Genomic DNA, 22789 nt, shown 5'->3' on the forward strand with positions numbered 1-22789 from the left:
ATGATGTTAATCATACTTTTCCCTTAGTCAGACCAATCTCTACTCATTCTCAGCATAAACGTATACCACTCGCAATGCTGCTATCACTAATGTGACGCTTGAAACAACCACAGCCATGACTAATTTAATAAAATTACTCTCTCTTACCCCATAAACTTGTCAATGCTCAGCCTGAGCATTGACAAATTATTCATACCATACAAACCACATAGCAACTCCTGTATTTGAATAACAGAACAATCGAATCGATAGCATAAAAACAAATTTTCTTGCTTCACTATAGTAGTGATTCAAATGTAAATGCTATCTTTAACCCTGAAGTAAAAGTGGGGGAGTTTGATGATCTTCAATCATATAACTAAGTTATATAGCCTCAAATCAAAGATGGAGCACTCAATTTAAACAGTGAGTTAAACATGATTAAAGCCCAAATATATGACGTATTTTGCAATAAAACTGCCAAAGGGAACCCTTGCAGTGTTGTCGAGTTAGATGAGTGGGCAAGTGATGAGCTGTTACTGCAAATAACTCATAAACAAAACCAGCCAGTGACATCTTTTATTGTCCAATCTGGCGACAGTTTTTACATTCGTTGGTTTACACTTGATGGTGAGATAAACCTCTGTGGACATGGAAGTTTGGGAGCAGGAGCTGCATTAATTTCAAAATATCAGGTGAGAGAAATCACTCTCAATAGCCAATATGGCCAAGTCGTAGTCTCAGAAAAAAATGGTTCATACAAAATAATCATGCCGATGTGGCTACCAAAAAACTGTTCGCTGCCTTTAGACATATCAGGCTTAATTTCTCCTCCTATAGAAACTTTCTCAACACGAGACTTGGTTCTAGTTTTAGACTCTGAAGACGAAGTCATTAACTTTAAACCAGACTTCTCACAATTAGAAAAAATTACAGACTTTCATGCTCTTATTATTACAGCAAAAAGATCTGAGGATAGTTATGTTTTACGCTATTTCGCTCCTAAAATCGGTATTTTTGAAGATTTAGCGACAGGTTCAGCCCAATGTTCGCTTGCTCCCTATTGGTTTCAACAGCTAGGCACTGGAACTTTATCTGTTAGTCAACTTTCAAGTACTGGCGGATACTTCGAAGTTGAAAAAGGTGTCGATTCAACAATCGTATTGTCAGCTCAAGTCAAAATTAGAAAACCATAATGAAGATATCATTTCCCCTCGATATTAAGCGTCTGATTTTGAATCATTATAATAGTAAAGTTGATACTAATCATAAGCAGAAAAGCATACTCACATTGATAACACTTTGTTTCTTACATTAGTGTATTCTCTTTATTATCAATACGATAATTCCTAATTTTTTATAGAAGTAATATATGAATAGTGATCATTTTAAAGGTAAATATGAAGTAGAATTGAAGTATCGGCTTCGTTCTAAAACTGAATTCCTAAAAGCTTTAAGTCATATCCCCCATGAAATTATGCTTCAAGATAATGCAGAATCTGATTGGTACTTTGATACTCCAGATCAACTTCTACAGGCCCAAAATAAAAGCCTTTGCATTCGAACAATGGAGCCGTCAGGAATTAAATTGTGGATAGTAAAAGGTCCTGAAACAGATAAATGTGAAGCAACAAACATTACTGATGCTGATCGTGCTGTAAGTATGCTTGAAACAATGGGGTACGAAGTCGTACTCAAAGCTAAGAAAACACGCAGTATCTATTTCATAGGACAATTTCATATCACCGTAGATTCATTAGCTGGTATCGGTGATTTTGCAGAATTTGCGATTATGACGGACAACGAATCAATGCTTTCTATTTACAAAGCAGATCTCGAAGCTTTAGCCAATCAATTTAACTTAACTCAAGCGAGTTTACAGAAAAAATCGTACAAAGAAATGTTCGAGGAAAGAGGAGCCTGACAAACCATATTGAAAGACATGAATCGTGATGATTTGACTCATGATCCCTTTTCGTCTTTATTGAGCAATATTGCTCTCTAAAAACCTTGAGCCCATAAATCATATTCATCAATGATATAAACTTCTTCTTCTGTTTTTTCTCTCGGGTAATAAGGAAGTGCAAGTAGCACCGATGAAGGTAAAAGTTCCCACTCCGGGGACATTTTCATCCGAACGAGCTTAGAACCATCAGGCTTTTGAACATACATATAATACCCATCTGAGTGTGTATTTGCGTAACTTGCTATCTGCACAGTATCACCGGATGGTAATTTGACCATTCTTCCTAATGGAAATAATTGATGTAATGCAAAACTCACATGTGCATCTTCTAAATAACCTTGTTTGAACCTGTGCAAACCAATGGCAGAAGACGTTGCCCTTTTTGTCCAACCGACGAGCAGAAGCCCCTTCATCGAGTCTTTAAAGGGCTTACCTTTTGGTATTCCTTCATTTGATATAAATTGGACTAAGATAGAATCTCCATCCACATCAATAATATGAAGGTACTGCTCACCTGTTTTATCTGCTAATAATTTCATTTCATATGACGCATTTGATTCCATTTGCCTATGATACCATGTCTAACACAAGCCATCAGGTTAAGCGAATAACCAATACTTAAGCTTCACTGGCGATAAGGTTTCTTGTGTTTAACGATACCAAATAAGCTGACTAAGATGGTGAATGTACATCCTTCTTGCCAAACGACCTTAAATCACATGGGAATACTCTTAATGATTAAACAGGATTTCATGAGCACGGTGAGTTGGAGGTATGGTGAGGCACTGAAAGTATACCTTTAGAGCAAAAAATCTACTTATCTCGATTATCGAGTCGCTTGTTCAATGAGCGTCTTGCTTTGATTGGAGCAGTAAGCAAACAATAATAAGAAAAATCCCCGCCCACCCAAGCAATGAAATTCGTTCCCCCACGACAAACACAGCTAATACAGCTAATACAGTTGCAACTACAGGCTCAAACAACGTGATTATGACACCCTACTGTAGATCTCATAATGATAGAAGATGAAATAAACCATGGGTAGTTGTCAATGCTCAGGCTGAGCATTGACAAGTTCCTCTAACAAAAAAGTCAAGAATGCTTGCACATGAATTAAAATAAGCAAACATCAAACCTCTCAGTTATTGCGGATTTTCTCTCAAAATAACACAGATATAGATCGTTCATTTTCTAATGTCTTTTCATGCCATTTTCTCATCCTATTAATAACACATTTTAGGTGTCAGCTAGGCTAAACACCTAGATAGTGGTATCTTATACCTAGATTAGGTAAGCATGAGATTTTTAAAATGGCCAATAAACCACATCATTACCCAGTAGTCAGTGACAATCTTCCTAAGCATATTAAGAAGGGTCATCAAATGGTCTTCAGCCGACAGGATCTCTCAGCTCGCGAAGCCGATATGTTTGCTTTAATGATCGCCAATATGTCAGAAGGGGATTGGGATCGAACCACTCCTCACTACGAATTCACAGCTCATCAATTGTCCGAGTGGTTAAATGTCGACTCAAAACACATTGGCAGTAACTTGAGTCCTGTTGCAAATCGCTTAGCCAGTAGGAAAATTGGTATCAAAGTTGAGTCAGAAAAAAATGACACTGAATTTGATTACCGCCCCTTGTTTAAACATATCGCCTATAAAAATGGGATCCTGACCATGGTGCCCAATGATATGTTGAAATCAGAGTACATCGATTACAACCAAGGCTTTGCTTTAATCAATACGCAAAATTTTCTCAATGTGAAAAAAGAGTACTCCAAACGCCTTTATGAACTATTAAGTCGCTTTAAAACAGGCGGTACAGGCATGCACGTTCAGAAGCTAAACGAGCTCAAAGGAACGTTTGGTTTACTGGATGAAAGCGGAAAACTAAAGAAAGACAAAAGTTCGTTCAAAAATAACAGCGTATTTATGAAGCGTTGTATCCGTGACAGCATTGAAGAACTTTCGACCAATACAAGCACACGCAAAGAGTTACTGTTTTTAGACAGTGACAAAGGTGAAAAAGGTTATGAGCTGGTTAAACAAGGCCGCTCTATTGTGGGCATTAAATTTTTGTATCGTTGGGTCAAATCTGACAAATTTGAAGAGCTCAACTTACAAGATGTGCAAAGCGTTATTCGAGAGCTAGAACTCAAGCGTCTACAACATGGACAAAAACTCACGATTGAAGAGTTAGATAAATTGGCCAACGCATACCGCTTTATTGGACGTGATGAAACCGCACAACAAATTGAACTCAGCATTGCAAAGCGCACTTCAACGACAGAACAAGAGCCACAAGACAGCACCAATGAGCTTGAAAGCATGCTCGAGAAAATTGATTCGCTTAAAGCGATAGGTGATAACCCTGAATACTAAAATACTGTGATAGATAACACATTTCAGGCATTTACACCTAAATTTCGTTATCTATACAGTAATAAGCGACAGAAATAAGGCTCAACAGCACTATAAATAACATAATTTAGGTATACAAATACGGCTGGAGTATCATAAATCAAGTATATACCTAGCCAAAAGGCCCAATAAGGAAAAAACCAAGTATCAAAAGGCTTAAATCACTCTAATTTTGATCATAACACCTAGAAAATGTCCTCTAAAGTGAAAAAATTGTCAGCATTGCACCTAATTTGTGTTATCTAAATACCTAATATAAGATCAATTACACCTTAATTTTGTTAGCTAAACACCTTAAATAAGATCAACAAGGCCTTATAAATGATCATTAACACCTTAATCATGTCATCTAAACACCTAATAAATGATCATAACACGCCTTTTAGTTATTTAAATTCAATTAGTTACAAGCATCTATAGATCTAATAGTTTTTATAGTTAACATAGATTAAATAGCTAAATATAGATTTTATAGTCAATGTGGATAAGTGGAAAATCAAAGATTTACACACTTAACCACATCTGCAGCAACATTTTCTTTTTAATTTTTTATAATATTCATTAAGTCCATGATTTAATATCAAATTACGTTTATTTACGTACCACCTCCAATAGCTAGGATGTAACTTATCAAAAACATAGAGAACGAAAGTTAGACTCATGGGTTATTGGTATTATCCTTAGTAGATCCAAAATAGAAATTAAAGCTTGAAACTAAACGTGATCAAATTGAAAAAGTACTTAGCAATGGGATTAGGCGTGCGTCCTACGGCTAAGTTAATCGACAAAGCGCTAAGTACATTAAGAGATTATATTAATCGCCGTAACATCCACTTTTAATTAGCAATTCTCTTTTGGTGTCTGCTATATCTTTTGTTGTCCAGATTAGTGTTATTTCTTTATCTTCGATGGATATGATTCCGTGCAGTGTATGCATACTAGAGATCTCTGCACGTTTCGCTATCAACTCATCTAAGGTTAACGATATTTCCCTTTTTGTTTGAGGGTTAAAATCAAAGTTAGTTTGATCACTTCTAATCATCCAACTTGAGTAGGTAGCACTATCAAAAGGGCTCTCATCAGCTAACGTTCCAAAAATGATAACACCAGTCAAACTATCATCTGCTACTTGTAACTTTATTCGTTCTCTTATTTGCTCTATCTCTATGTTTTTTCGATACTTATGTGTCATTGTCTTCTTGGTTTTGTGAATATATATAAGCAATTTAGAATCAATTCAGTATTGAGTCTGAGATTGCTGTCATATTTAAGATAAGCAGGAGAGTCCATTGAGTTCATTAGTTAGTCTGTTGATGGAAAAGCACAGAGATATTTTGCTCGATGTTGAGTTAAAAACATTGTTCCAAGATGAAAACTTGTCAGGATTATTTTTAGCTAGTCCACACAAAAGTTACGAAAGTAGTTCATGTAAGTTGATGATCGTCGGTCAGGAGACAAGAAGTTGGAGAAATAGAACATGTCACTTCAAAAATGAATATTCTGTAACTGATCAAGCAGTTCTGGAATCAATGGAGTGCTCAAGTGAATTTAATACTAAAGCTCCAAAAAGATCTCGTTTTCGTCAGTTTTACAAAAAATCATCAGTGGCTTTAAATTCAAACAGTTTGGATCCTGAGAATGCGGCGGTTTGGGCAAACCAGTTTTGTGTGAGCCATTACGGAAAGAGTCCGGTGAAAGCTCCTTCGTTTAAAGTAATTGAATCTCTTTCTGCCAAATTACTCAGAGCGCAATTTGAAGTTCTTAAACCCAACGTGGCTATTTTTACGGTTGGCTCTGCCCGAGACCGGTTTATAAAAGATACCTTTCCTGAGCTTGAAACTCAAAGTGTGATTCATCCTAGGAGATTGTGGCATTTTAAAATAGGTGATACCCATTGCTTTAGAACTAACCACCCTCGTTGGAGTGGTTCAAAGCGCTACATCGACGAGGCACTCACCTTGGCAAAAGAAGTATATCCATAAAGGTATCGGATAGTTTTTTACCTGACATCACACAAATTAAAACTATGCTGCTGTCTGTTAAATATCGTAATTGTTTACGGACCATGATTGATGGATAGTCTTGCTATGACCGCAAAGCAGGGGGGATCGCGTGATTATAACTATGCGACTAAATCCTAACTCGCTAATAGCATCAGTTGGCGAAGATACAGCTGTTCTATACAGAGATAATACCGACGACTGGGAACAGATAATCTATCGATGTTTTCGACCGTTCTATTGCTCAAAAGCTAGATATGCCCTGTGTACCAATGTTCACGACATTGGGTGATCTAGTATATATTTTGAGTCAACTTCAGTTACAACCATCTATTATTTCGAATAAGTAAGGGGTACCGCCTCTTATTATCGTCTGGATATAATATGTCAGATAACAAAGCCCCAAAAATTGCCTTACTCTTCAACGCTAACAAAGTTTATGACCGCGATGTCATGAGCGGGATTGGCGAATACATCCACACCACTAATGTAAAATGGAATATTTTCGTCGAAGATGATTTTCGAGTTTCTAGAGAAGCCGTTCTGAACTGGAATGGAGATGGTATCATCGCCGACTTTGATGACGTCGAGCTATCAGAGATCCTTTTAAAGAAAAATATACCTGTTGTTGGGATTGGCAGCTCATATCGAGATGAGGCCAACTATCCTGACGTCCCTTATGTTGCTACAGATAACCTGTCTGTTATAGACAATGCGTACGAACATCTACGTGATAAGGGCGTTAATGAGTTTGCGTTTTATGGTTTACCTGAGACAGAAGGAAAGAGATGGGCGCGAGAAAGAGAGTTGTGTTTCCAAGATATAATGAACACCGGTGGGCATGATTACTGGGTTTATCGCGGCTTAGGTACATCATCGCTTACTTGGGAATATGGCATGAATCGCCTGACTGAGTGGCTAAAAAGTCTGCCTAGAGGAACTGGTATTATTGCTGTTACCGACTCTAGAGCCCGACATCTGCTTCAAGCTTGCGACCATGCTGGCATAATTGTGCCTGATCACCTTTCCATAATTGGAGTAGACAATGAGCGTGTCGCCAGACATTTGACTCGAATCTCTCTCTCGTCGGTAGACCATAACTGCAAAAAAATTGGGTATGAATCAGCAAAAATGCTTCATCACGTTCTTGAAGGGAAGCATATAAAAAAGAGTCGAGTGGTTGTCCCATCGGTTCGAATTTATGAGCGTGAGAGTTCGAACTATCGCTCTGTTAGTGATCCTGAGGTCGTAAAGGCTGTGCACTATATAAGAACCCACATAAGAAACGGCATAAAGGTCTATCACGTACTGGATGAACTTCGATTGTCTCGCTCAAATTTAGAGTCACGGTTCAAGAGTGAGTTGGGCTGCACTATCCATCACGAAATTCATGAGACGCGCCTCAAATTGGCATGCTCTTACCTAGAAAGTACGGAACTGAAAATAGGTGAGATATATAGCATGTGCGGCTACCCATCACTTCAATACATGTACTCAGTGTTCTCTAAATCTCTAAATATGACACCAAAGGAATATAAGGACAAAGTGACAAATGAAGTTGTATAGATTAGATAACAATAACGTAAAGGTTGATATATCACCTATTGGTGCATCGATTGTTAACTTTTTCGTTGCTGATCGAGAAGGAAAAGAAGTCAATATCGTTCTTGGGCATGATAACGAAAAGTCATACGAGAACAATGGCTCTTATTTTGGAGCGGTTGTTGGTCCAATAGCCAATCGTGTAGAAATGGGTCGGTTTACTATCGATGGAAAGGAATACCAACTCACACAAAATGATGGGACGAATTCGCTTCATGGTGGTGAGGCTGGACTGGATGGTAAGCTATGGAAAATCGTGAGCGAAACGGAATCTGAAATAATATTATCCACGAAAACTTTGGAAGGTGAAGGCGGCTATCCTTGTGATATAGCTTTCAGCGTCACTTACTCCTTGAATGACAATGGAGAGCTAAAAATTAGTTACGTAGCGACCCCTGACAAGCGCACCCCTCTCAATGTAACTCAGCATGCGTACTTCAATTTAAGTCAGGAAGATGACGTTTTAGGGCATCATTTACGTATAGATGCAGACAATTTCTTATCTATAAATAACAAGCTTCTTCCCGATAGCATTGATGACGTGTCCGACACGCCATTTGACTTTAGAGAGCCAACTTTAATAGGTGACGCTATTAAAGGTGAACACAGTCAGGTTGACGTCGCTGGAGGTTTCGACCATTGCTTTGTCTTAAATCACAAAGGCTTTAGCATGGAGGCTTATGGCGAGAAAACTGGCATTCATCTTAGGGCAAAAACCGATTTACCTGGTGTGCAGCTATATACTGGCAATTCTCTTGAGGGAGTCATTGGGCGAAATGGGGATGTTTATAAACGTAATGCTGGTTTCTGTCTCGAGACACAATACTTCCCTAATCAGGTGAATATGAATAATGCGGAAGAGTGTATATTTTGCCCCGACAATCCGTTTCTGTCGACTACTGTTTATCTGGCATCTATTGATTAGAAAAAACACCTGTCTTAAGACTGATTTTATATGCATTACAAATAATGGGATCGCTAGCACATATAACAATCTGCAAATATGAATTGTGAAATATCGCAATTGCGGCAGTCGGCTAAAGATAAGATATTCCAGAGAAATAATTACGGTTTAAGGTGAGATGTATGTTTATTGGTATTGATTTAGGAACTTCGGGTATAAAGGCTATCGTCCTCAATAGTGCTGGAGATATTTTAGCATCTGAAACAGTGTCGCTTACGGTTTCAAAACCGAAGCCCCTATGGTCTGAACAAAATCCAGAAGATTGGTGGAATGCTACGTGTGAAGCGATGTGCGGGCTAGGAAGGCAGATAGATCTATCTAACATCGAAGCAATTGGTTTAGCAGGTCAAATGCACGGAGCGGTACTGCTTGATAACAAAGGTGATGTTCTTAGGCCCGCTATTTTGTGGAACGATGGTCGCTCTACAGAAGAATGTCGAGAAATTGAAGAGATGATCCCATGTTCTCGCGAAATTACTGGCAACATGATGATGCCGGGATTCACAGCACCAAAACTATTGTGGGTTAAAAAGAACGAGCCTGAAATTTTTGAACAAGTAGATAAGGTTCTTCTGCCAAAAGATTACATCCGCTATAAAATGACAGGTGATTTCGCGTGTGATATGTCTGATGCTGCGGGGACAATGTGGCTTGATGTAGGACGACGTGATTGGAATGATGAACTTCTCGAAAGTACTGGTCTTGATCTATCTAACATGCCGACCCTGTTTGAAGGAACTCAAGTTACTGGTTCTGTACTTCCTGAGATTGCAAAAATCTGGGGAATGCCGTGCGCCCCAGTTGTTGCTGGCGCTGGCGATAATGCAGCAGGAGCAATAGGCGTAGGCGTTATTAAACCTGGTCAAGCAATGCTCTCGCTTGGGACTTCAGGCGTTTACTTTGCAGTTAGTGATAAGTTCATGTCTGCACCTGACAACGCGCTTCACAGCTTCTGTCATGCAATCCCTAACGTATGGCACACGATGTCAGTGACGTTGAGCGCGGCATCTTGTCTGGCGTGGTTTGCTAAGCAGCATGATACTTCGGTTGTCGAGATCATTGGCGAAGCCCAGTCACTCGATAAGGAAACAAGCATTATATTTCTGCCTTACTTGTCAGGTGAGAGAACTCCTCATAACGACCCCATCATCAAGGGTGTTTTCTACGGAATGACTGAAAAAACATCTCGAGCTGAATTGGCTAAGGCTGTTTTAGAGGGCGTGAGCTTTGCTCTTGCTGATGGCCTTGACACTTTGCATGAGGCAAGCGACGTGCCGAACGAAATTATGTTGATTGGTGGCGGTGCTCGTAGCGTTTACTGGCGACAAATGCTTGCTAACGTTACGGGCGTTACTCTGAACTATCGTGATGGTGGTGATATCGGTCCTGCTCTTGGTGCGGCTCGTCTTGCTCAAATTGGTGTCAATAAAGACTGTTCAGTTGAAGATGTATGTCCTCTTCCTGCTCTTGTTGAAACTTACACGCCAGATGAAGAGCGCTACGCTCAATATCTTATGAAGCGAGCTTCGTTCAAAGAACTTTACTTGCGACTCAAAGGATTCAAAGGTTAGACTGAAAAAACTCAAGTAAAAAATGCTGTTTGGTTAAGTATTAGATCTTGGACCTGAACGGATATTTGGGTGGTAAAAGAGGATTGAACATGGAAATGTTCGGTCCTTTTTTATTTGGAAGAACAAAATGACTCAGGCTTTCTCTCAGTCGCTTAAGCTGTTGGCGGTATCTGGGTTAACTGTTTATTAAGCTTCATGTTTTGTATTTCTTCTTGGTACTAAAGTTTTATGTTACCCGCTGAGTTTGATACTTATGCTAGAGTTGATTCGACTCTTTAAACTATCTAGTCACCTAAATAATCATTATTAGGATTATGGGCATCAACCCGGTCATCCACATCTGCGTCATTATTGGGTTATTAATATCTGACTACATATCTAGTTCGTCTTGAGACATTTCGCTTGAGTTAGGCCTACTCTTTATTTCCTTATCTAGTTGTAATAGCTTTGGGATAAATGATGTCGATACACATGAAGTTATCAGTGCTGAGGCGTGACTCGATGAATATTACTCGCAAATATGTGGGTGATTGGGTGAGGGGGATATCCTAGAAATGAAGCGGAAAGATCTGCCTTTGGGCTGATTTGATCATTAACAACCTCGTTATAATCTTTTTTGCCAAAAACAAACCACAACTCCAAATCATGCTAAGAACATCGTTAGCTGAGATTCGATGGGAACTGCTACTGGACGTTATGAAAAGCACAGGTCGTATTTATGATAAGCCTGAGCACAGAATGGCCTTTTAGTGGGGGGCTGTACCAAATAAGGGTACTCCATGGCGAGAGCTTCTTCCAACGTTTGGCTAATAGATCACTGTCTATCGATGGTTGATTTTTGGTAAAAATGATTTTTTAGATTAATTTTCAATCAGTTATAAATAATATATTTTCAATGGGACTTCTTCGATGATTATTTTGTTTGAACACATCAACATAGAACAAAGTGCGTGACTGAAAGCAAACAGGTAAAACCGTGGAGGGAATTCAACGAAAATTCATTGGCAGTAGGTAGTGGAGGTTTACCGATTTGTTTTGATTTATCAGAAAGGCAAGGCAACTACATATTGCATGTTGAAAGTTTAGTAGGACAACTGAATGAAGTTATTACCATTATTTGTGATAAGAGGATGACGGCGGATTTTTCCGTTCTTTATTCGGGAGTATGGGGGAGTCATTGTCATTGCTAAGCGCTATTACGAATAAGGTATAGACAAAGAAGGTATGGATTGTCGCTCATATAAGTCATGTCACTTAGTCGAAAATGATTTCGCTAGGATCAAGCTATTTCAATTAGACATGAAAAACTAGAAAAAAATAGTGTCAGTATGTTATTTCAGGTATTGATATTAAGTAAAAATAATCATCAGTTTTTAACGGATGCCAATTCTTATTGGCGTTTTTTTTGGGTTTTATTTGACCTCGAACACACAAAACACCCGGGTTGGTGTTTTTGTTAAAAATCATAATTGCAGGAAATAGCATAAAAAAAGATGATGCCTACGAAATAAAAATTACTTACTAATGGAGCAAATTATGACCGAGCATTTTGCTGGTATCGAAAAGATCCAATACGAAGGTTCAGAATCTACTAATCCGCTATCTTTCAAAGCTTACGACCCTAAGAAAGTCATTCTAGGCAAGACAATGGCTGAGCACCTACGCTTTGCTGCTTGTTACTGGCATAACTTCTGCTGGGAAGGTAGTGATCCGTTCGGCATGAACACATTTGACCGCTCTTGGTTGAAAGGCGCGACTCCAATGGAAATTGCGAAGAAGAAGGCTGATGCTGCTTTTGAATTTTTCACTAAACTTGGCGTTGAATACTACTGCTTCCACGACACGGATATCGCTCCTGAAGGCAACAACCTAGAAGAGTACGCTAGCAACTTCCATGAAATGGTTGACTACTTAGAGCAAAAGCAGAAAGAAACTGGTATGAAGCTTCTTTGGGGTACTGCGAACGCATTCTCTAACCCTCGTTACATGTCTGGTGCTGCTTCTAACCCGAACCCAGAAGTTTTCGCTTACGCTGCGACTCAAGTATTTAACGCAATGGGCGCAACTATGCGTCTAGGTGGCGAGAACTACGTTCTTTGGGGTGGTCGTGAGGGTTACGAAACTCTTCTTAACACTGACCTACGTCAAGAGCGTCAACAACTTGGTCGCTTCATGCAGATGGTTGTTGAGCACAAACACAAGATTGGCTTTAAAGGCACTATCTTAATCGAGCCTAAACCTCAAGAACCAACTAAGCACCAGTACGACTACGATACTGCGACTGTTTACGGCTTCCTTAAGGAATTCGGTCTTGAGAACGAAATTAAAGTTAACATCGAAGCTAACCACGCGACTCTTTCTGGTCACAGCTTCCATCATGAAATCGCAACTGCAACATCTTTGGGTCTTTTTGGCTCTATTGATGCTAATCGCGGTGACGCTCAACTAGGTTGGGATACAGACCAGTTCCCTAACAGCGTAGAAGAAAACTCGTTAATCATGTACGAAATCTTGAAAGCCGGTGGTTTCACAACTGGTGGTTTCAACTTCGATACTAAGCTTCGTCGTCAATCAATCGATTCTGCTGACCTATTCCACGGTCACATCGGCGGTATGGATACAATGGCTCTAGCTCTAGAGAAAGCGGCTAAGATGATCGAGAACGATGTCTTAGGTGAGAATATTGCTGACCGTTACAAAGGCTGGAGCGAAGCTCTAGGTTCTAAAATCATGAGCGGTGAAATGTCTCTTGAAGAATTAGCTTGTCATGCTGTAGATACTGACATCAACCCTAAGCATGTTTCTGGCAAACAAGAGATGCTTGAGAATCTAGTTAACCAAGTGATTTTTAAATAAATTATCTGTAGTTAGTCACTAATTTAAAAGCGATCACATTTGTGGTCGCCTTTTTATTTAGGCCAATCTAATTGTCACGATTAGTGAGACTAACCACTCAAATAACACCTCGCATCCGCTATATGTTAAATATCATAATTGTTGAGAACGCCTAAAAAGCGCACATTGGATGTGAGCAGATAATCTATAACGATGGAACATCAACCATGAAAAAATTATACACTCAAGACAGGCTAAGCATGCGCATAGACGTCACTTACAATGACCAAGAAGATGGCAACGTCTTCAACGTTGGCGAAAACTTCTAATTTATCCATTTTCAATGGGGTCTAATAAACCTCACGTTTCTTTATAGGTGACAAAATGAGCAAAAATAAAGAATTTGATGCAGTTATACAAAAAACTGCGAAAGTAAACGTAATCATCAATGCCGCGATAAACGGTCTTGTTCCTATTCTTGCAATGGGTAGCATGATTTATGTTCCTGTTATGGGGTTGGGTGGCATGGTGCAGGATTTAGTTTTGATGAACTTCTTCCTAATCTTCTTTGTATTCTTCTTCGCTCGCCTTGAGTGCATCAACTATGCGAAGAAAAACGGTATACCTGGTATTGCTTACGATCAGCAAACTCACGCTAGCCTAACCAAGTACCTACAACGCAGCACATTCAAGAACTTCGTAGTCATGTACGTTAAGTATATGGTTACCTGGGCTCTTCCTGTTGTTCTTCTCTGCCTAGCTATCTACCCAGAAGCTGGCGTACCTCTTGCTGACTTTGTGTTCATCAAAACGACTTTCTCTGTATTCTTAGCTAACCGTGTAGCGATGCTTGGCGGTCAACTAGGCGCAATCGATCAAGACAGCATTAAATTAGTTAAAGCGAAAATGGCTAAGGCTTAAGGACTCAACATGTTTTACGAAAAAATTGGCGCAAGCAAAGAGCGCTTCCAATCTGAAGCGCAACAATTAGTTCAGCAGATGACCTTAGAAGAAAAAACAAAACTTCTATGTGGTGACTGGGACATCATTGGTAACGTTATTAAACATGGTCATGTTTACAATCCTGTTCCTATTAAGTCTTTTGGTTGTGAGCGTCTTGGTGTCCCTGGTATTGGCTTCTCTGATGGTCCTCGTGGCGTTGTAATGAACGGCTCTACTTGTTTCCCTGTATCAATGGCTCGCGGTGCTTCTTTTGACCGTGACCTAGAGCGTGAAATTGGTGACGTAATTGGTAAAGAAGTGCGTGCATACGAGGGCGGTAACTACTTTGCCGGTGTTTGTATCAACTTGCTTCGTCACCCTGCTTGGGGGCGCGCTCAAGAAACTTACGGTGAAGATCCTTACCACGTAGGTGAATTTGGTCTTCAGCTAACTGAATCCGTTCAGGCTCACAATGTAATGGCATGTGTTAAGCACTACGCTATGAACAACATTGAGAACTCTCGATTCAAGGTTGATATCGACTGTGACGAACGTACTCTTCACGAAATCTACCTACCTCACTTTAAAAAGTGTGTTGTAGATGGTGGTGCTGCCTCTCTAATGGGCGCATACAACAAATTCCGTGGTGAACGTGCTTGTGAAAGTAAAGAGCTTTACCAAGACATTCTTCGTGACATGTGGGGCTTCCAAGGCTTCGTTTCTTCAGACTTCATCTTCGGTATCCGTGATGCTAAGAAAGCTCTAGAAGCAGGCATGGATATGGAAATGCCATCTCCTATCTACTACCACAACGCTCTAGTTAAGCGCGTGAACGATGGTGAGATTGATGTTTCTTACATTGATACCGCTTGTAAGAACGTAGTGTCTACGGTTCTAGCATTTGATAAGAACACAGACCCACAATCTTACGGTCGTCACTTGAGCGGTCATCAAGATCATATCGATCTTGCTAAACGTGCCGCTGAAGAGTGTATGACTCTAATCAAGAACGAAGGTAATGTTCTACCTCTAAGCAAGGGTGTTAAGAAAATTCTTGTTGTTGGTAACTTCGCTCTAACGCCTAACACTGGCGATAAAGGTTCAAGTAACACATTCCCTGAGTACACCACACCACCTCTTGCTGGTCTTAAGACTTACTTCGGTAACTCTGTTGAGATTGTTCACGTAATGGATAGCGAAGTAGAAGAAGCTAAGAAACTGGCTAAAGAAGTCGATGCGGTAATCATCTTTGCCGGTTGTGACTTCTCTGACGAGGGTGAATTCCTTGTACCTGACGAAGCTGTTGATTACACGCTTGTTGGTAAAGGCTACAAAAACAAAGGTCAGCCTCTTCGTGGTGCTTTAGTAGCTAAGCTGATTGGCGGTGGTCAAGACGGTGGTGCTTCTTCAGATGTTGAGGGTGAAGGCCTTGGTGGCGACCGTAGTAATCTAGGTGTTCGTCCTTCACAAACTCGAATGATTCAAGCTATCGGTAGAATCAACCCTAACACAGTTGTAAATATCGTAGCTGGTTCTATGATCATGACTACGGATTGGGACGAGTGTGTTCCTGCAATTATGTACAACTGGTACTCAGGTATGGAGGGTGGTAACGCTGTTGCTCGCACTCTATTTGGTGACGCTAACCCAAGTGGTAAGCTTCCGTTCACTACGCCATACAGCGAAGATGATCTTCCTTACTTCAGTACGACTGATCGAGACTTTACATATGATTTCTATCACGGTTACTTCCTGCTAGATAAGCAAAATATCAAGCCTATGTATCCGTTTGGTCACGGCCTAAGCTACACCAACTTCGAGATCAGCAATCATAGTTGTGAGATGTTCGGTGACCGAATCATTGTTAGCGTTGACGTGAAGAACACTGGTGAAGTGTTTGGTAAAGAAGTTGTTCAAGTGTACGTTGGTAGCAAAAACTCTTCGGTAGAGCGTCACAACAAGGAACTTAAGGGCTTCGAAAAAGTTGGCCTTAATCCTGGCGAAAGCAAAACAGTTAAAGTTGAAGTGTTGCTTAAGGAGCTTGAATACTTCTGCGATCAAAAACGTGGATTTGTCTTTGAGGATACAACTTACGAGCTTTACGTAGGTAACACCTCAGACAATGAGAAACTGGTTAAGTTAGACGTTGACCTGAAATAAGACAGTAACTTGTCATCACAAAAGCCCTCGTCATTGAAAATGACGTTCAGATAGGCATTCGCGCTCGAACTTGAACGGAAATTTGGCTGGGACAAAAAGGACTGAACGTGGGAACGTTCGGTCCTTTCTTTTATCTGATTCAGGCTTTTTCTCATCTGTTTAAGCTTCGTTTAATACATACCTCTGAATGATTTCTCTCTTTTATCCAACCTAAGAGGACTTCGATGCCTGAGATTTTAAATCATGCCGACGAATGTAATCGCTTAAAGTACTCATTGAAATATCCAATAATTTAGCAATAGGTGCCCAGCTTAATCCCATAAGTAAGTATTCTATGATTTTTTCTTTCTGCTTTCTTGAAAATGTCACTTATATATCTCGCCAGCTAAAAGACTTTCACAATATTGCTGAAACTTAATACTTCAGGGAAGAAGGAAAGAACATTCCCAAAACCTTTAAATTTAAGCCCCAACGGTATGCTAAAAAAATGCCGTTCACTCTTCAGTGAACGGCATTGACTAATTGAAGGTTTTTATTATCACGGCTACTTATGGGAGTAGAATGTCTGTCTTTTCACTTTCTGCCCAACCGTAACGAACGGCTTTGGTGATGATGTTTTGGTTCTCGTCAGCAACCGTAATCGGACCACTGTAAAGCAGCCATGGACCGCCATCTAGACGATAGCCAATTGATGCTGCAGGGTTAGGGTTAACGATAGTCACGGTATTGCCTTCAACGTTGATTTCGCTAGGCTCAGTAATTGGCTGAATGCCATCAGGCCAGAACTGTAGTGCTAGTTCTTTCTCTGGAATCAGGCCGTAATCTGCAACTTCTTCTTGCCATTTAGCAAGTTGAGAACGAAGACGTGCTACATCTTCCGCGTAAGCAGGATCATCAATAACATTGTTCAACTCGTAAGGGTCGTTACCTAGATCGTAGAACTGCTCGCGAGGACGCACTTTAAAGAACTGCTCTTGCTCTTCGTTTAGATTGCCTGCTTCATGCTCTTCTAAAAGAGACGCCATCATTGGCATGCCAGAACGGAAGCCGCTGAATTGGTATCCTGGTACATCGCGGTAGTTAACAATCAGCTTAACGTTGCTATCACTAACGGTGCGAGTGCGTTCTTGTGCTTCTTCAATACGGTCTGCTGCTGCAAAGTAGTATTCACGACCGCCACCACCTTCCTGCAGGAAGTCATTACCAATCATGAATTCTGGTTGCTCAGCGCCCGCCATGTTTAGGATAGTTGGAGCCATATCAATAAAGCTGATGATTTGCTCGTCGACATCACCAGGTTGAAGATGTGCAGGACGCCATTTCTCTGGCCAATAGATAGTCATCGGTACTTGAAGACTTACATTGTTACCTTCACGCTTGATTCGAGGGAATCCGTCACCGTGATCTGTTGTCCAGATGATGATAGTGTCGTCAGCTTCACCGTCAGCTTCTAGTTTAGCTAGCAAATCACCCACAATCGTATCCATTGTGGCAACGTTGTTGTACTGCTGAGCGATGGTTTCACGAACGCCAGCCGTATCAGGATAGTAAGGTGGGATGATAACGTCTTCTGGCGTCACTTTAGACTCATAACCTAAGTGCCATTTCCATTGCATGATTCCCATGATTGCAGCAGTTACTGGTTGGTCGAACTCCCAGCGAGGAAGAAGGCCAGATTCGTGAGTCTCTAGGTAAGCGTACATACCAAACCAAGGCTTATCCTTGTCAGCGGCGGTCCAGTCTAGAGAAGTGTTATTTGTGCCTTCTGCATCCCAAATGGTGAATGGGCCTTGACCTGGCAATGGGCCTGAAAATTGGTAATCGAGCTTGTTGTTTTCATAAGTCCAGTAACCGGCTTCGCGCAGTAGCTCTGGGAATGCTTTAACTTCAGCAGGGGGAACAGAAAGGTATTCAGTGCCGCCATTATGATGGTAATCGCTCGTTCTCATACCACCGGCGCCAATAGCGTTAGGGTGAGCACCTGTAATAAGTGCAGCACGAGATGGAGCACTAACGCCTGCCGCAGTATATACGTTCGTATATTTAACACCTTTTGCCACTAACTTATCGATATTTGGAGTCTCAGCAAGCTCATCACCCCAAGCCCCAATTCTAGGGCTCAAATCTTCAGCTACTAGAAATAGAATATTAGGTTGGTCTGCCGCAAGAGCAGGGGATAGAGCTAAGGCTGTTGCCATAGCTAGTCCGGTCTTTTGTAGTACGTTCATGGTTAGTTCCTTATGTTTTCTGATTGATTTTCTCAGTTACGAACCCCCTAGCAATTACGATATTTAACAAACATAATATTCTATTTGTTTTTTGAGGCATGCGACTGTTATTGCTCAACCTAATAGAAAGGAATTAATTATTTAATACTATCTAAATTGACTTTTTACGGAAAAAACCACAAAGTACCCCTGTATTACTAAATATATAGCACTTAAAATACTATCTAATATGATGCGGAGTCGAATATCATGAAACTGAATGGCAAGAAAGCACTTATCACTGGCGCTCTAGGAAGTCTGGGTAGGGCAGAAACTGAAGCAATGCTTGAACAGGGTGCAGATTTATACATCCTTGACTTGGATAGTGAACGCGGCAACGAGTACATCGAAAGCATCAAAGGCACGCTTGCAGATGGACAGCATATCGAGTTTATCGAGTGTGACCTAAGTAACCTAGACAATAGTTATAATGTCGTTAAAGACCTTTGTGAGAAGGTTGGCGGCATCGATATTCTTGTCAATAACGCTGCGATTATGCCTCATGGTGCAATTGAAGATATCTCGTTAGATACTTTTGAATTGGCTCAGCGCATCAATACATCAGCGGCATATGCGCTTATTAAAGCGGTTGTTCCTTTCATGAAAGAGAAAAAAGAAGGGCGCATCGTAAACTTTTGCAGCATCACAATGAACGGTGGGTGGGGTGATTATTCTCCGTACATTGCATCTAAAGGCGCAACATTGGCTCTAACTCGCACTATGGCTCGAGAGCTTGGCGCTTGGAATATTCTAGTGAATGCCGTTGCCCCTGGTGCAATCCCGTCAGAAGCCGAACAGAAAGTATTTGGCGACAAATGGGAAGAGTACAACGAGTGGGTTCTTGAGCATCAGTCATTGAAACATCGAGGCGACCCTAAAGACATCGGTGATATGGTAGTATTCCTGTCATCAGAAGAATCTAGATTCATGACCGGCCAAAACTTGCATGTTAACGGTGGATGGTTAATGGAGGGGTAATTCTCTCGATACTAGGATAGAAACATGATAGCTAACATAAATGCACCTCTTTCTGAGGAAGAGAAATATATATTAGGAAGAAAAACAGAGCGCCTTAACATTAGCGTGGCGATGGTGCTTGGAAAGAGGATCGTAGCAGGGGGTATGAAAGAAGACTCTTTGTTGCCGAAAGAGCAAGAGTTGTGTGAGCTGATTGGAGTGAGTAGAACGGCACTTAGAGAGGCAGTAAAGACTCTCATCGAAAAGGGAATAATACGAACTAAACAGAAAGCTGGAACTTTGGTTAATCCTCGTAGTCAGTGGAATCTATTCGATAGTGATGTTTTAACTTGGGTTTTCGAAGGAGATATTCCGGTTAGTCTTCTACATGACGTAATTGAACTAAGAAGCTCTATTGAGCCAATGGTAGTGAGACTGGCTGCGCAGCGAGCGACAAGCGCAGATATCGAAGAAATGGAACTTGCTTACGAGCAGATGATTAGCTCTGAGACGAACGTACAGCACTCTGAAGCTGATGTCAGATTTCACATGGCAATACTCGAGTCTTCTAAAAATGAGCTAATGCTGCAATTCAAGAGCGTGATTAAAACGATTCTAGAATGTAGCTTTAAGATTCAGCATAGCACGGAGCTTGGTTTTCATGCGTCAGAAGAGGGGTTAGACCTCCACCGTAAAATATTGGAAAGAATCAAAGCAGGAGATTCAGAAGGGGGGGAAATTTTAATGAGGTATATAATCATCCGAGCTAAAGAAGAACTCGATTCGAATATTCTAAAGATATAAAAATAGCCCGTAAGGGCTATTTTTATATCTATTGAAAGCTTAGATTTTCCAAGAGAATGTTTCAGTGCCTTGAATACCGGTTTCGATTGCGATTACCGCCCCCTCAGTAGAGTTCTGCTTGATAGTATCATCAGACAAGGTAAATCTAGCACTAGTTACGAATAGAGTAGTGTTATCTTTACCACCAAAGCAGCAGCTAGTTGGATTTGTAACTGGTAGATTAATTTTTTCTAAAATCTCACCGTCACGACCAATACGAACAACACAGCCAGCACCGAATCGAGCATTCCAAACACAGCCCTCAACATCCATTGCTGAACCATCAGGCGCACCTAAAATGGATTTCTGGTAGAAGAAGTCTTGAGGGTTCTCAATTTCACAAGTCTCTGGGTTGTAATCATATTTCCACATCATGTCTTTAATGCTGTCGGCAATGTAGAAGTTCTTGTTTGGTTCATCCCATACAAGCGTGTTAGAGATACCAAAACCGTCAGCCATCTTAGTGATGTCGTCCTTGCTTCGAACGATATAAAGCGCACCCGAGTTCTCAGTGATATCCATACCAGAGCCATCAGGGGCAACGTTGTTTTGCATCGTACCAACCCAAAGGTGCCCATTACGACCACACTTCACTTCATTGATACGGTTTTTAGGTAAGTCGTCTTCTATTTCAAATAGTTTTTCAATGTTGCCGGTTTTTTGGTTTAACTCAAGAAGGTCGTGCTGTAGGGCTACACAAATGTTGCCGTTTGCCATAGGTACAACACCACACGTTAGGTCGTCAAAGGCCCATGTAGTCAACTTATTGTCCTCAATGACAAGGCGATTAACGGTTTTACCGATGATATCTACCCAATAAAGAGCATTTTCGTTTTTACTCCAAAATGGAGACTCACCTACAGTATTAGCAGAGCTGTGTAGTACAGAAAGTTTCATGTGATGTTGTTTCCTTTGTGATTTCGATGTTTAGATATTATCTAAGAGGTACTTTAAGCGCTAAAAATTAAAATACAACGAAAAAAGAGCCTTTTTGATAGTATGTAAAGTAGATCACATTAATAGGGTCTACTATCCTCTATTATTTTAGCATTAGTTACTGATGTAAGAATTTGAGGAAAGAAAGTGAAGATTACTAAAGTTGAAACTCTTCGTTCTACGGAGCACGAAAACATACTGTGGGTTCGAATCCACACAGATGAGGGGTTTATAGGTCTTGGCGAAACATTTATGGGAGCAGCGGCTGTTGAAGCTTACATCCACGAATTTGCAAAACTTAAGTTAGTTGGCGAAGACCCACTAGCTATTGAGAAAATCAGTCGTGATCTAAGAGGCTACTTAGGCTTTGTCGGCACTGGTACTGAAATGCGCGGTAACTCTGCAATTGATATCGCTCTTTGGGATTTATTCGGTAAAGTTGTTAACCAACCTTTGTATCAACTTCTTGGCGGTAAATGTCGCGATAGCATCCGTACATACAACACTTGTGCAGGCGCTAACTACATCCGCAACGCAGAAACGCAATCATCTTCTAACTGGGGTATTGGCGCGGCATCAGAAGAAGGCTTTGATGATCTTAACTGGTTCATGACTAAAGCTGACGTTCTTGCGGAAAGTCTTCTTGCCGAAGGCATCACGGCTATGAAAATCTGGCCTTTCGACAAGTACGCTGAAGCCTCTAACGGCACATACATCTCTGATGCCGACCTTGATGAAGCACTTGAGCCATTCCGTAAGATTCGCGCTGCTGTTGGCAACAAAATGGATATCATGGTTGAGTTTCACTCGCTATGGAATCTTCCAATGGCAATTAAGATTGCTCGAGCTCTAGAACCATTCAACACGTTCTGGCATGAAGACCCTATTCGAATGGATAACCTAACAAGTCTTCCTCGCTACGCAGCTAACTCTAAAGCGCCAGTATGTGCCTCTGAAACAATGGGTGGCAAGTGGGCTTACGCAGATCTGCTATCTTCAGATTCTGCTGGAGTGGTTATGGTCGATCTTTCTTGGTGTGGTGGTGTAACTGAGGGTCGTAACATTGCAGCTATGGCTGATGCATACCACTTACCAATCTCTCCGCATGACTGTACTGGCCCTGTTGTTCTAACGGCTTCTACTCACCTATCTCTACATGCTCACAACGCTCTAATCCAAGAATCGGTACGTGCGTTCTATCGTGGTTGGTACAAAGAGTATGTAACAGCGATGGCAGTAGTAACTGACGGTCAGATTACTGTACCAGAGGGCGCAGGCCTTGGTATGGAGCTTGTGGACGGCATTGAATCGTTCGACGACATCATCATTCGTGTAAGTGAGTAA

General features: G+C 40.8%; 17 protein-coding genes and 2 pseudogenes. 15 read left to right on the top strand and 4 right to left on the bottom strand.

Annotated features, from left to right (window positions below):
- Nucleotides 1–416 precede the first annotated feature (416 nt).
- Nucleotides 417–1175: a PhzF family phenazine biosynthesis protein gene (locus tag OCV39_RS20065; RefSeq protein ID WP_261890183.1), complete on the top strand. Its 759-nt coding sequence runs from the start codon at nucleotides 417–419 to the stop codon at nucleotides 1173–1175.
- A 176-nt stretch (nucleotides 1176–1351) separates the two neighbouring features.
- Nucleotides 1352–1903 (top strand): class IV adenylate cyclase, encoded by a 552-nt coding sequence (cyaB, locus tag OCV39_RS20070; protein ID WP_171757239.1) that lies wholly within the window; start codon nucleotides 1352–1354, stop codon nucleotides 1901–1903.
- Nucleotides 1904–1980: 77 nt separating this feature from the next.
- Here cyaB and OCV39_RS20075 read toward each other — a convergent pair whose 3' ends face one another.
- Complete coding sequence (locus tag OCV39_RS20075) at nucleotides 1981–2484, bottom strand: hypothetical protein (RefSeq protein ID WP_113797768.1); 504 nt, start codon at nucleotides 2482–2484, stop codon at nucleotides 1981–1983.
- A 771-nt stretch (nucleotides 2485–3255) separates the two neighbouring features.
- Here OCV39_RS20075 and OCV39_RS20080 point away from each other — a divergent pair.
- Together OCV39_RS20080 and OCV39_RS20085 are read left to right on the top strand one after the other, a co-directional pair.
- Nucleotides 3256–4329 (top strand): replication initiation protein, encoded by a 1074-nt coding sequence (locus tag OCV39_RS20080; RefSeq protein ID WP_113797760.1) that lies wholly within the window; start codon nucleotides 3256–3258, stop codon nucleotides 4327–4329.
- 737 nt (nucleotides 4330–5066) lie between these two features.
- Nucleotides 5067–5208: pseudogene (locus OCV39_RS20085) on the top strand (recombinase family protein); the annotation flags it as partial.
- Here the strand turns inward: OCV39_RS20085 and OCV39_RS20090 are convergent.
- Nucleotides 5183–5560: a hypothetical protein gene (locus tag OCV39_RS20090; protein WP_261890184.1), complete on the bottom strand. Its 378-nt coding sequence runs from the start codon at nucleotides 5558–5560 to the stop codon at nucleotides 5183–5185. The pseudogene OCV39_RS20085 and the gene OCV39_RS20090 overlap by 26 nt on opposite strands.
- Before the next feature lie 97 nt (nucleotides 5561–5657).
- Here OCV39_RS20090 and OCV39_RS20095 point away from each other — a divergent pair, with 97 nt between their 5' ends.
- From OCV39_RS20095 to OCV39_RS20130, 8 genes and pseudogenes are all read left to right on the top strand, one after another.
- Nucleotides 5658–6350 carry a hypothetical protein gene (locus OCV39_RS20095; protein ID WP_261890185.1) on the top strand — a complete coding sequence of 231 codons (693 nt, stop codon included), beginning with the start codon at nucleotides 5658–5660 and terminating at the stop codon, nucleotides 6348–6350.
- 402 nt (nucleotides 6351–6752) lie between these two features.
- A complete protein-coding gene (locus OCV39_RS20100; protein ID WP_261890186.1) occupies nucleotides 6753–7934 on the top strand; it encodes a XylR family transcriptional regulator in 1182 nt (393 codons plus the stop codon).
- Nucleotides 7921–8895, top strand: coding sequence for an aldose epimerase family protein (locus OCV39_RS20105; protein ID WP_261890187.1), 975 nt, complete (start codon nucleotides 7921–7923; stop codon nucleotides 8893–8895). Before OCV39_RS20100 ends, OCV39_RS20105 begins: the two co-directional genes overlap by 14 nt.
- Before the next feature lie 161 nt (nucleotides 8896–9056).
- A complete protein-coding gene (gene xylB, locus OCV39_RS20110; protein ID WP_261890188.1) occupies nucleotides 9057–10505 on the top strand; it encodes a xylulokinase in 1449 nt (482 codons plus the stop codon).
- A 645-nt stretch (nucleotides 10506–11150) separates the two neighbouring features.
- Nucleotides 11151–11857 (top strand): annotated as a pseudogene (locus tag OCV39_RS20115) (IS5/IS1182 family transposase); the annotation flags it as partial.
- A gap of 184 nt (nucleotides 11858–12041) precedes the next feature.
- On the top strand, nucleotides 12042–13361 hold the full coding sequence (xylA, locus tag OCV39_RS20120) for a xylose isomerase (protein ID WP_261890189.1): 1320 nt from the start codon (nucleotides 12042–12044) through the stop codon (nucleotides 13359–13361).
- A gap of 363 nt (nucleotides 13362–13724) precedes the next feature.
- Nucleotides 13725–14261 carry a hypothetical protein gene (locus OCV39_RS20125; RefSeq protein WP_261890190.1) on the top strand — a complete coding sequence of 179 codons (537 nt, stop codon included), beginning with the start codon at nucleotides 13725–13727 and terminating at the stop codon, nucleotides 14259–14261.
- Between the two features lie 9 nt (nucleotides 14262–14270).
- Nucleotides 14271–16442, top strand: coding sequence for a beta-glucosidase (locus OCV39_RS20130; protein WP_261890191.1), 2172 nt, complete (start codon nucleotides 14271–14273; stop codon nucleotides 16440–16442).
- A 548-nt stretch (nucleotides 16443–16990) separates the two neighbouring features.
- Here the strand turns inward: OCV39_RS20130 and OCV39_RS20135 are convergent.
- Entirely contained in the window at nucleotides 16991–18670 is a 1680-nt protein-coding gene (locus OCV39_RS20135; RefSeq protein WP_261890192.1) for a sulfatase family protein, read from the bottom strand.
- A 249-nt stretch (nucleotides 18671–18919) separates the two neighbouring features.
- On the opposite strand from OCV39_RS20135, the gene OCV39_RS20140 reads away from it, so the two are divergent.
- A complete protein-coding gene (locus OCV39_RS20140) occupies nucleotides 18920–19687 on the top strand; it encodes an SDR family NAD(P)-dependent oxidoreductase (RefSeq protein WP_261890193.1) in 768 nt (255 codons plus the stop codon).
- Nucleotides 19688–19711: 24 nt separating this feature from the next.
- A complete protein-coding gene (locus OCV39_RS20145; RefSeq protein ID WP_261890194.1) occupies nucleotides 19712–20470 on the top strand; it encodes a FadR/GntR family transcriptional regulator in 759 nt (252 codons plus the stop codon).
- 39 nt (nucleotides 20471–20509) lie between these two features.
- Here the strand turns inward: OCV39_RS20145 and OCV39_RS20150 are convergent, their stop codons facing one another.
- Nucleotides 20510–21406, bottom strand: coding sequence for an SMP-30/gluconolactonase/LRE family protein (locus tag OCV39_RS20150; RefSeq protein ID WP_261890195.1), 897 nt, complete (start codon nucleotides 21404–21406; stop codon nucleotides 20510–20512).
- A 186-nt stretch (nucleotides 21407–21592) separates the two neighbouring features.
- Between OCV39_RS20150 and OCV39_RS20155 the strand changes: the two genes are divergently transcribed.
- The gene (locus OCV39_RS20155; RefSeq protein ID WP_261890196.1) at nucleotides 21593–22789 is read left to right on the top strand and encodes a mandelate racemase/muconate lactonizing enzyme family protein; all 1197 of its coding nucleotides are present in this window, start codon (nucleotides 21593–21595) and stop codon (nucleotides 22787–22789) included.

It is taken from the genome of Vibrio cortegadensis (assembly GCF_024347395.1).
GTDB classification, from domain to species: domain Bacteria; phylum Pseudomonadota; class Gammaproteobacteria; order Enterobacterales; family Vibrionaceae; genus Vibrio; species Vibrio cortegadensis.

Excerpts from the sequence above, each read along its gene's own strand:
- OCV39_RS20130 (WP_261890191.1), top strand. The coding sequence starts at position 14,271 with ATGTTTTACGAAAAAATTGGCGCAAGCAAAGAGCGCTTCCAATCTGAA.
- OCV39_RS20065 (WP_261890183.1), top strand. The coding sequence starts at position 417 with ATGATTAAAGCCCAAATATATGACGTATTTTGCAATAAAACTGCCAAA.
- OCV39_RS20140 (WP_261890193.1), top strand. The coding sequence starts at position 18,920 with ATGAAACTGAATGGCAAGAAAGCACTTATCACTGGCGCTCTAGGAAGT.
- cyaB (WP_171757239.1), top strand. The coding sequence starts at position 1,352 with ATGAATAGTGATCATTTTAAAGGTAAATATGAAGTAGAATTGAAGTAT.
- OCV39_RS20125 (WP_261890190.1), top strand. The coding sequence starts at position 13,725 with ATGAGCAAAAATAAAGAATTTGATGCAGTTATACAAAAAACTGCGAAA.
- OCV39_RS20090 (WP_261890184.1), bottom strand. The coding sequence starts at position 5,560 with ATGACACATAAGTATCGAAAAAACATAGAGATAGAGCAAATAAGAGAA.
- OCV39_RS20100 (WP_261890186.1), top strand. The coding sequence starts at position 6,753 with ATGTCAGATAACAAAGCCCCAAAAATTGCCTTACTCTTCAACGCTAAC.
- OCV39_RS20080 (WP_113797760.1), top strand. The coding sequence starts at position 3,256 with ATGGCCAATAAACCACATCATTACCCAGTAGTCAGTGACAATCTTCCT.
- xylA (WP_261890189.1), top strand. The coding sequence starts at position 12,042 with ATGACCGAGCATTTTGCTGGTATCGAAAAGATCCAATACGAAGGTTCA.
- OCV39_RS20105 (WP_261890187.1), top strand. The coding sequence starts at position 7,921 with ATGAAGTTGTATAGATTAGATAACAATAACGTAAAGGTTGATATATCA.
- OCV39_RS20075 (WP_113797768.1), bottom strand. The coding sequence starts at position 2,484 with ATGAAATTATTAGCAGATAAAACAGGTGAGCAGTACCTTCATATTATT.
- OCV39_RS20145 (WP_261890194.1), top strand. The coding sequence starts at position 19,712 with ATGATAGCTAACATAAATGCACCTCTTTCTGAGGAAGAGAAATATATA.
- xylB (WP_261890188.1), top strand. The coding sequence starts at position 9,057 with ATGTTTATTGGTATTGATTTAGGAACTTCGGGTATAAAGGCTATCGTC.
- OCV39_RS20135 (WP_261890192.1), bottom strand. The coding sequence starts at position 18,670 with ATGAACGTACTACAAAAGACCGGACTAGCTATGGCAACAGCCTTAGCT.
- OCV39_RS20150 (WP_261890195.1), bottom strand. The coding sequence starts at position 21,406 with ATGAAACTTTCTGTACTACACAGCTCTGCTAATACTGTAGGTGAGTCT.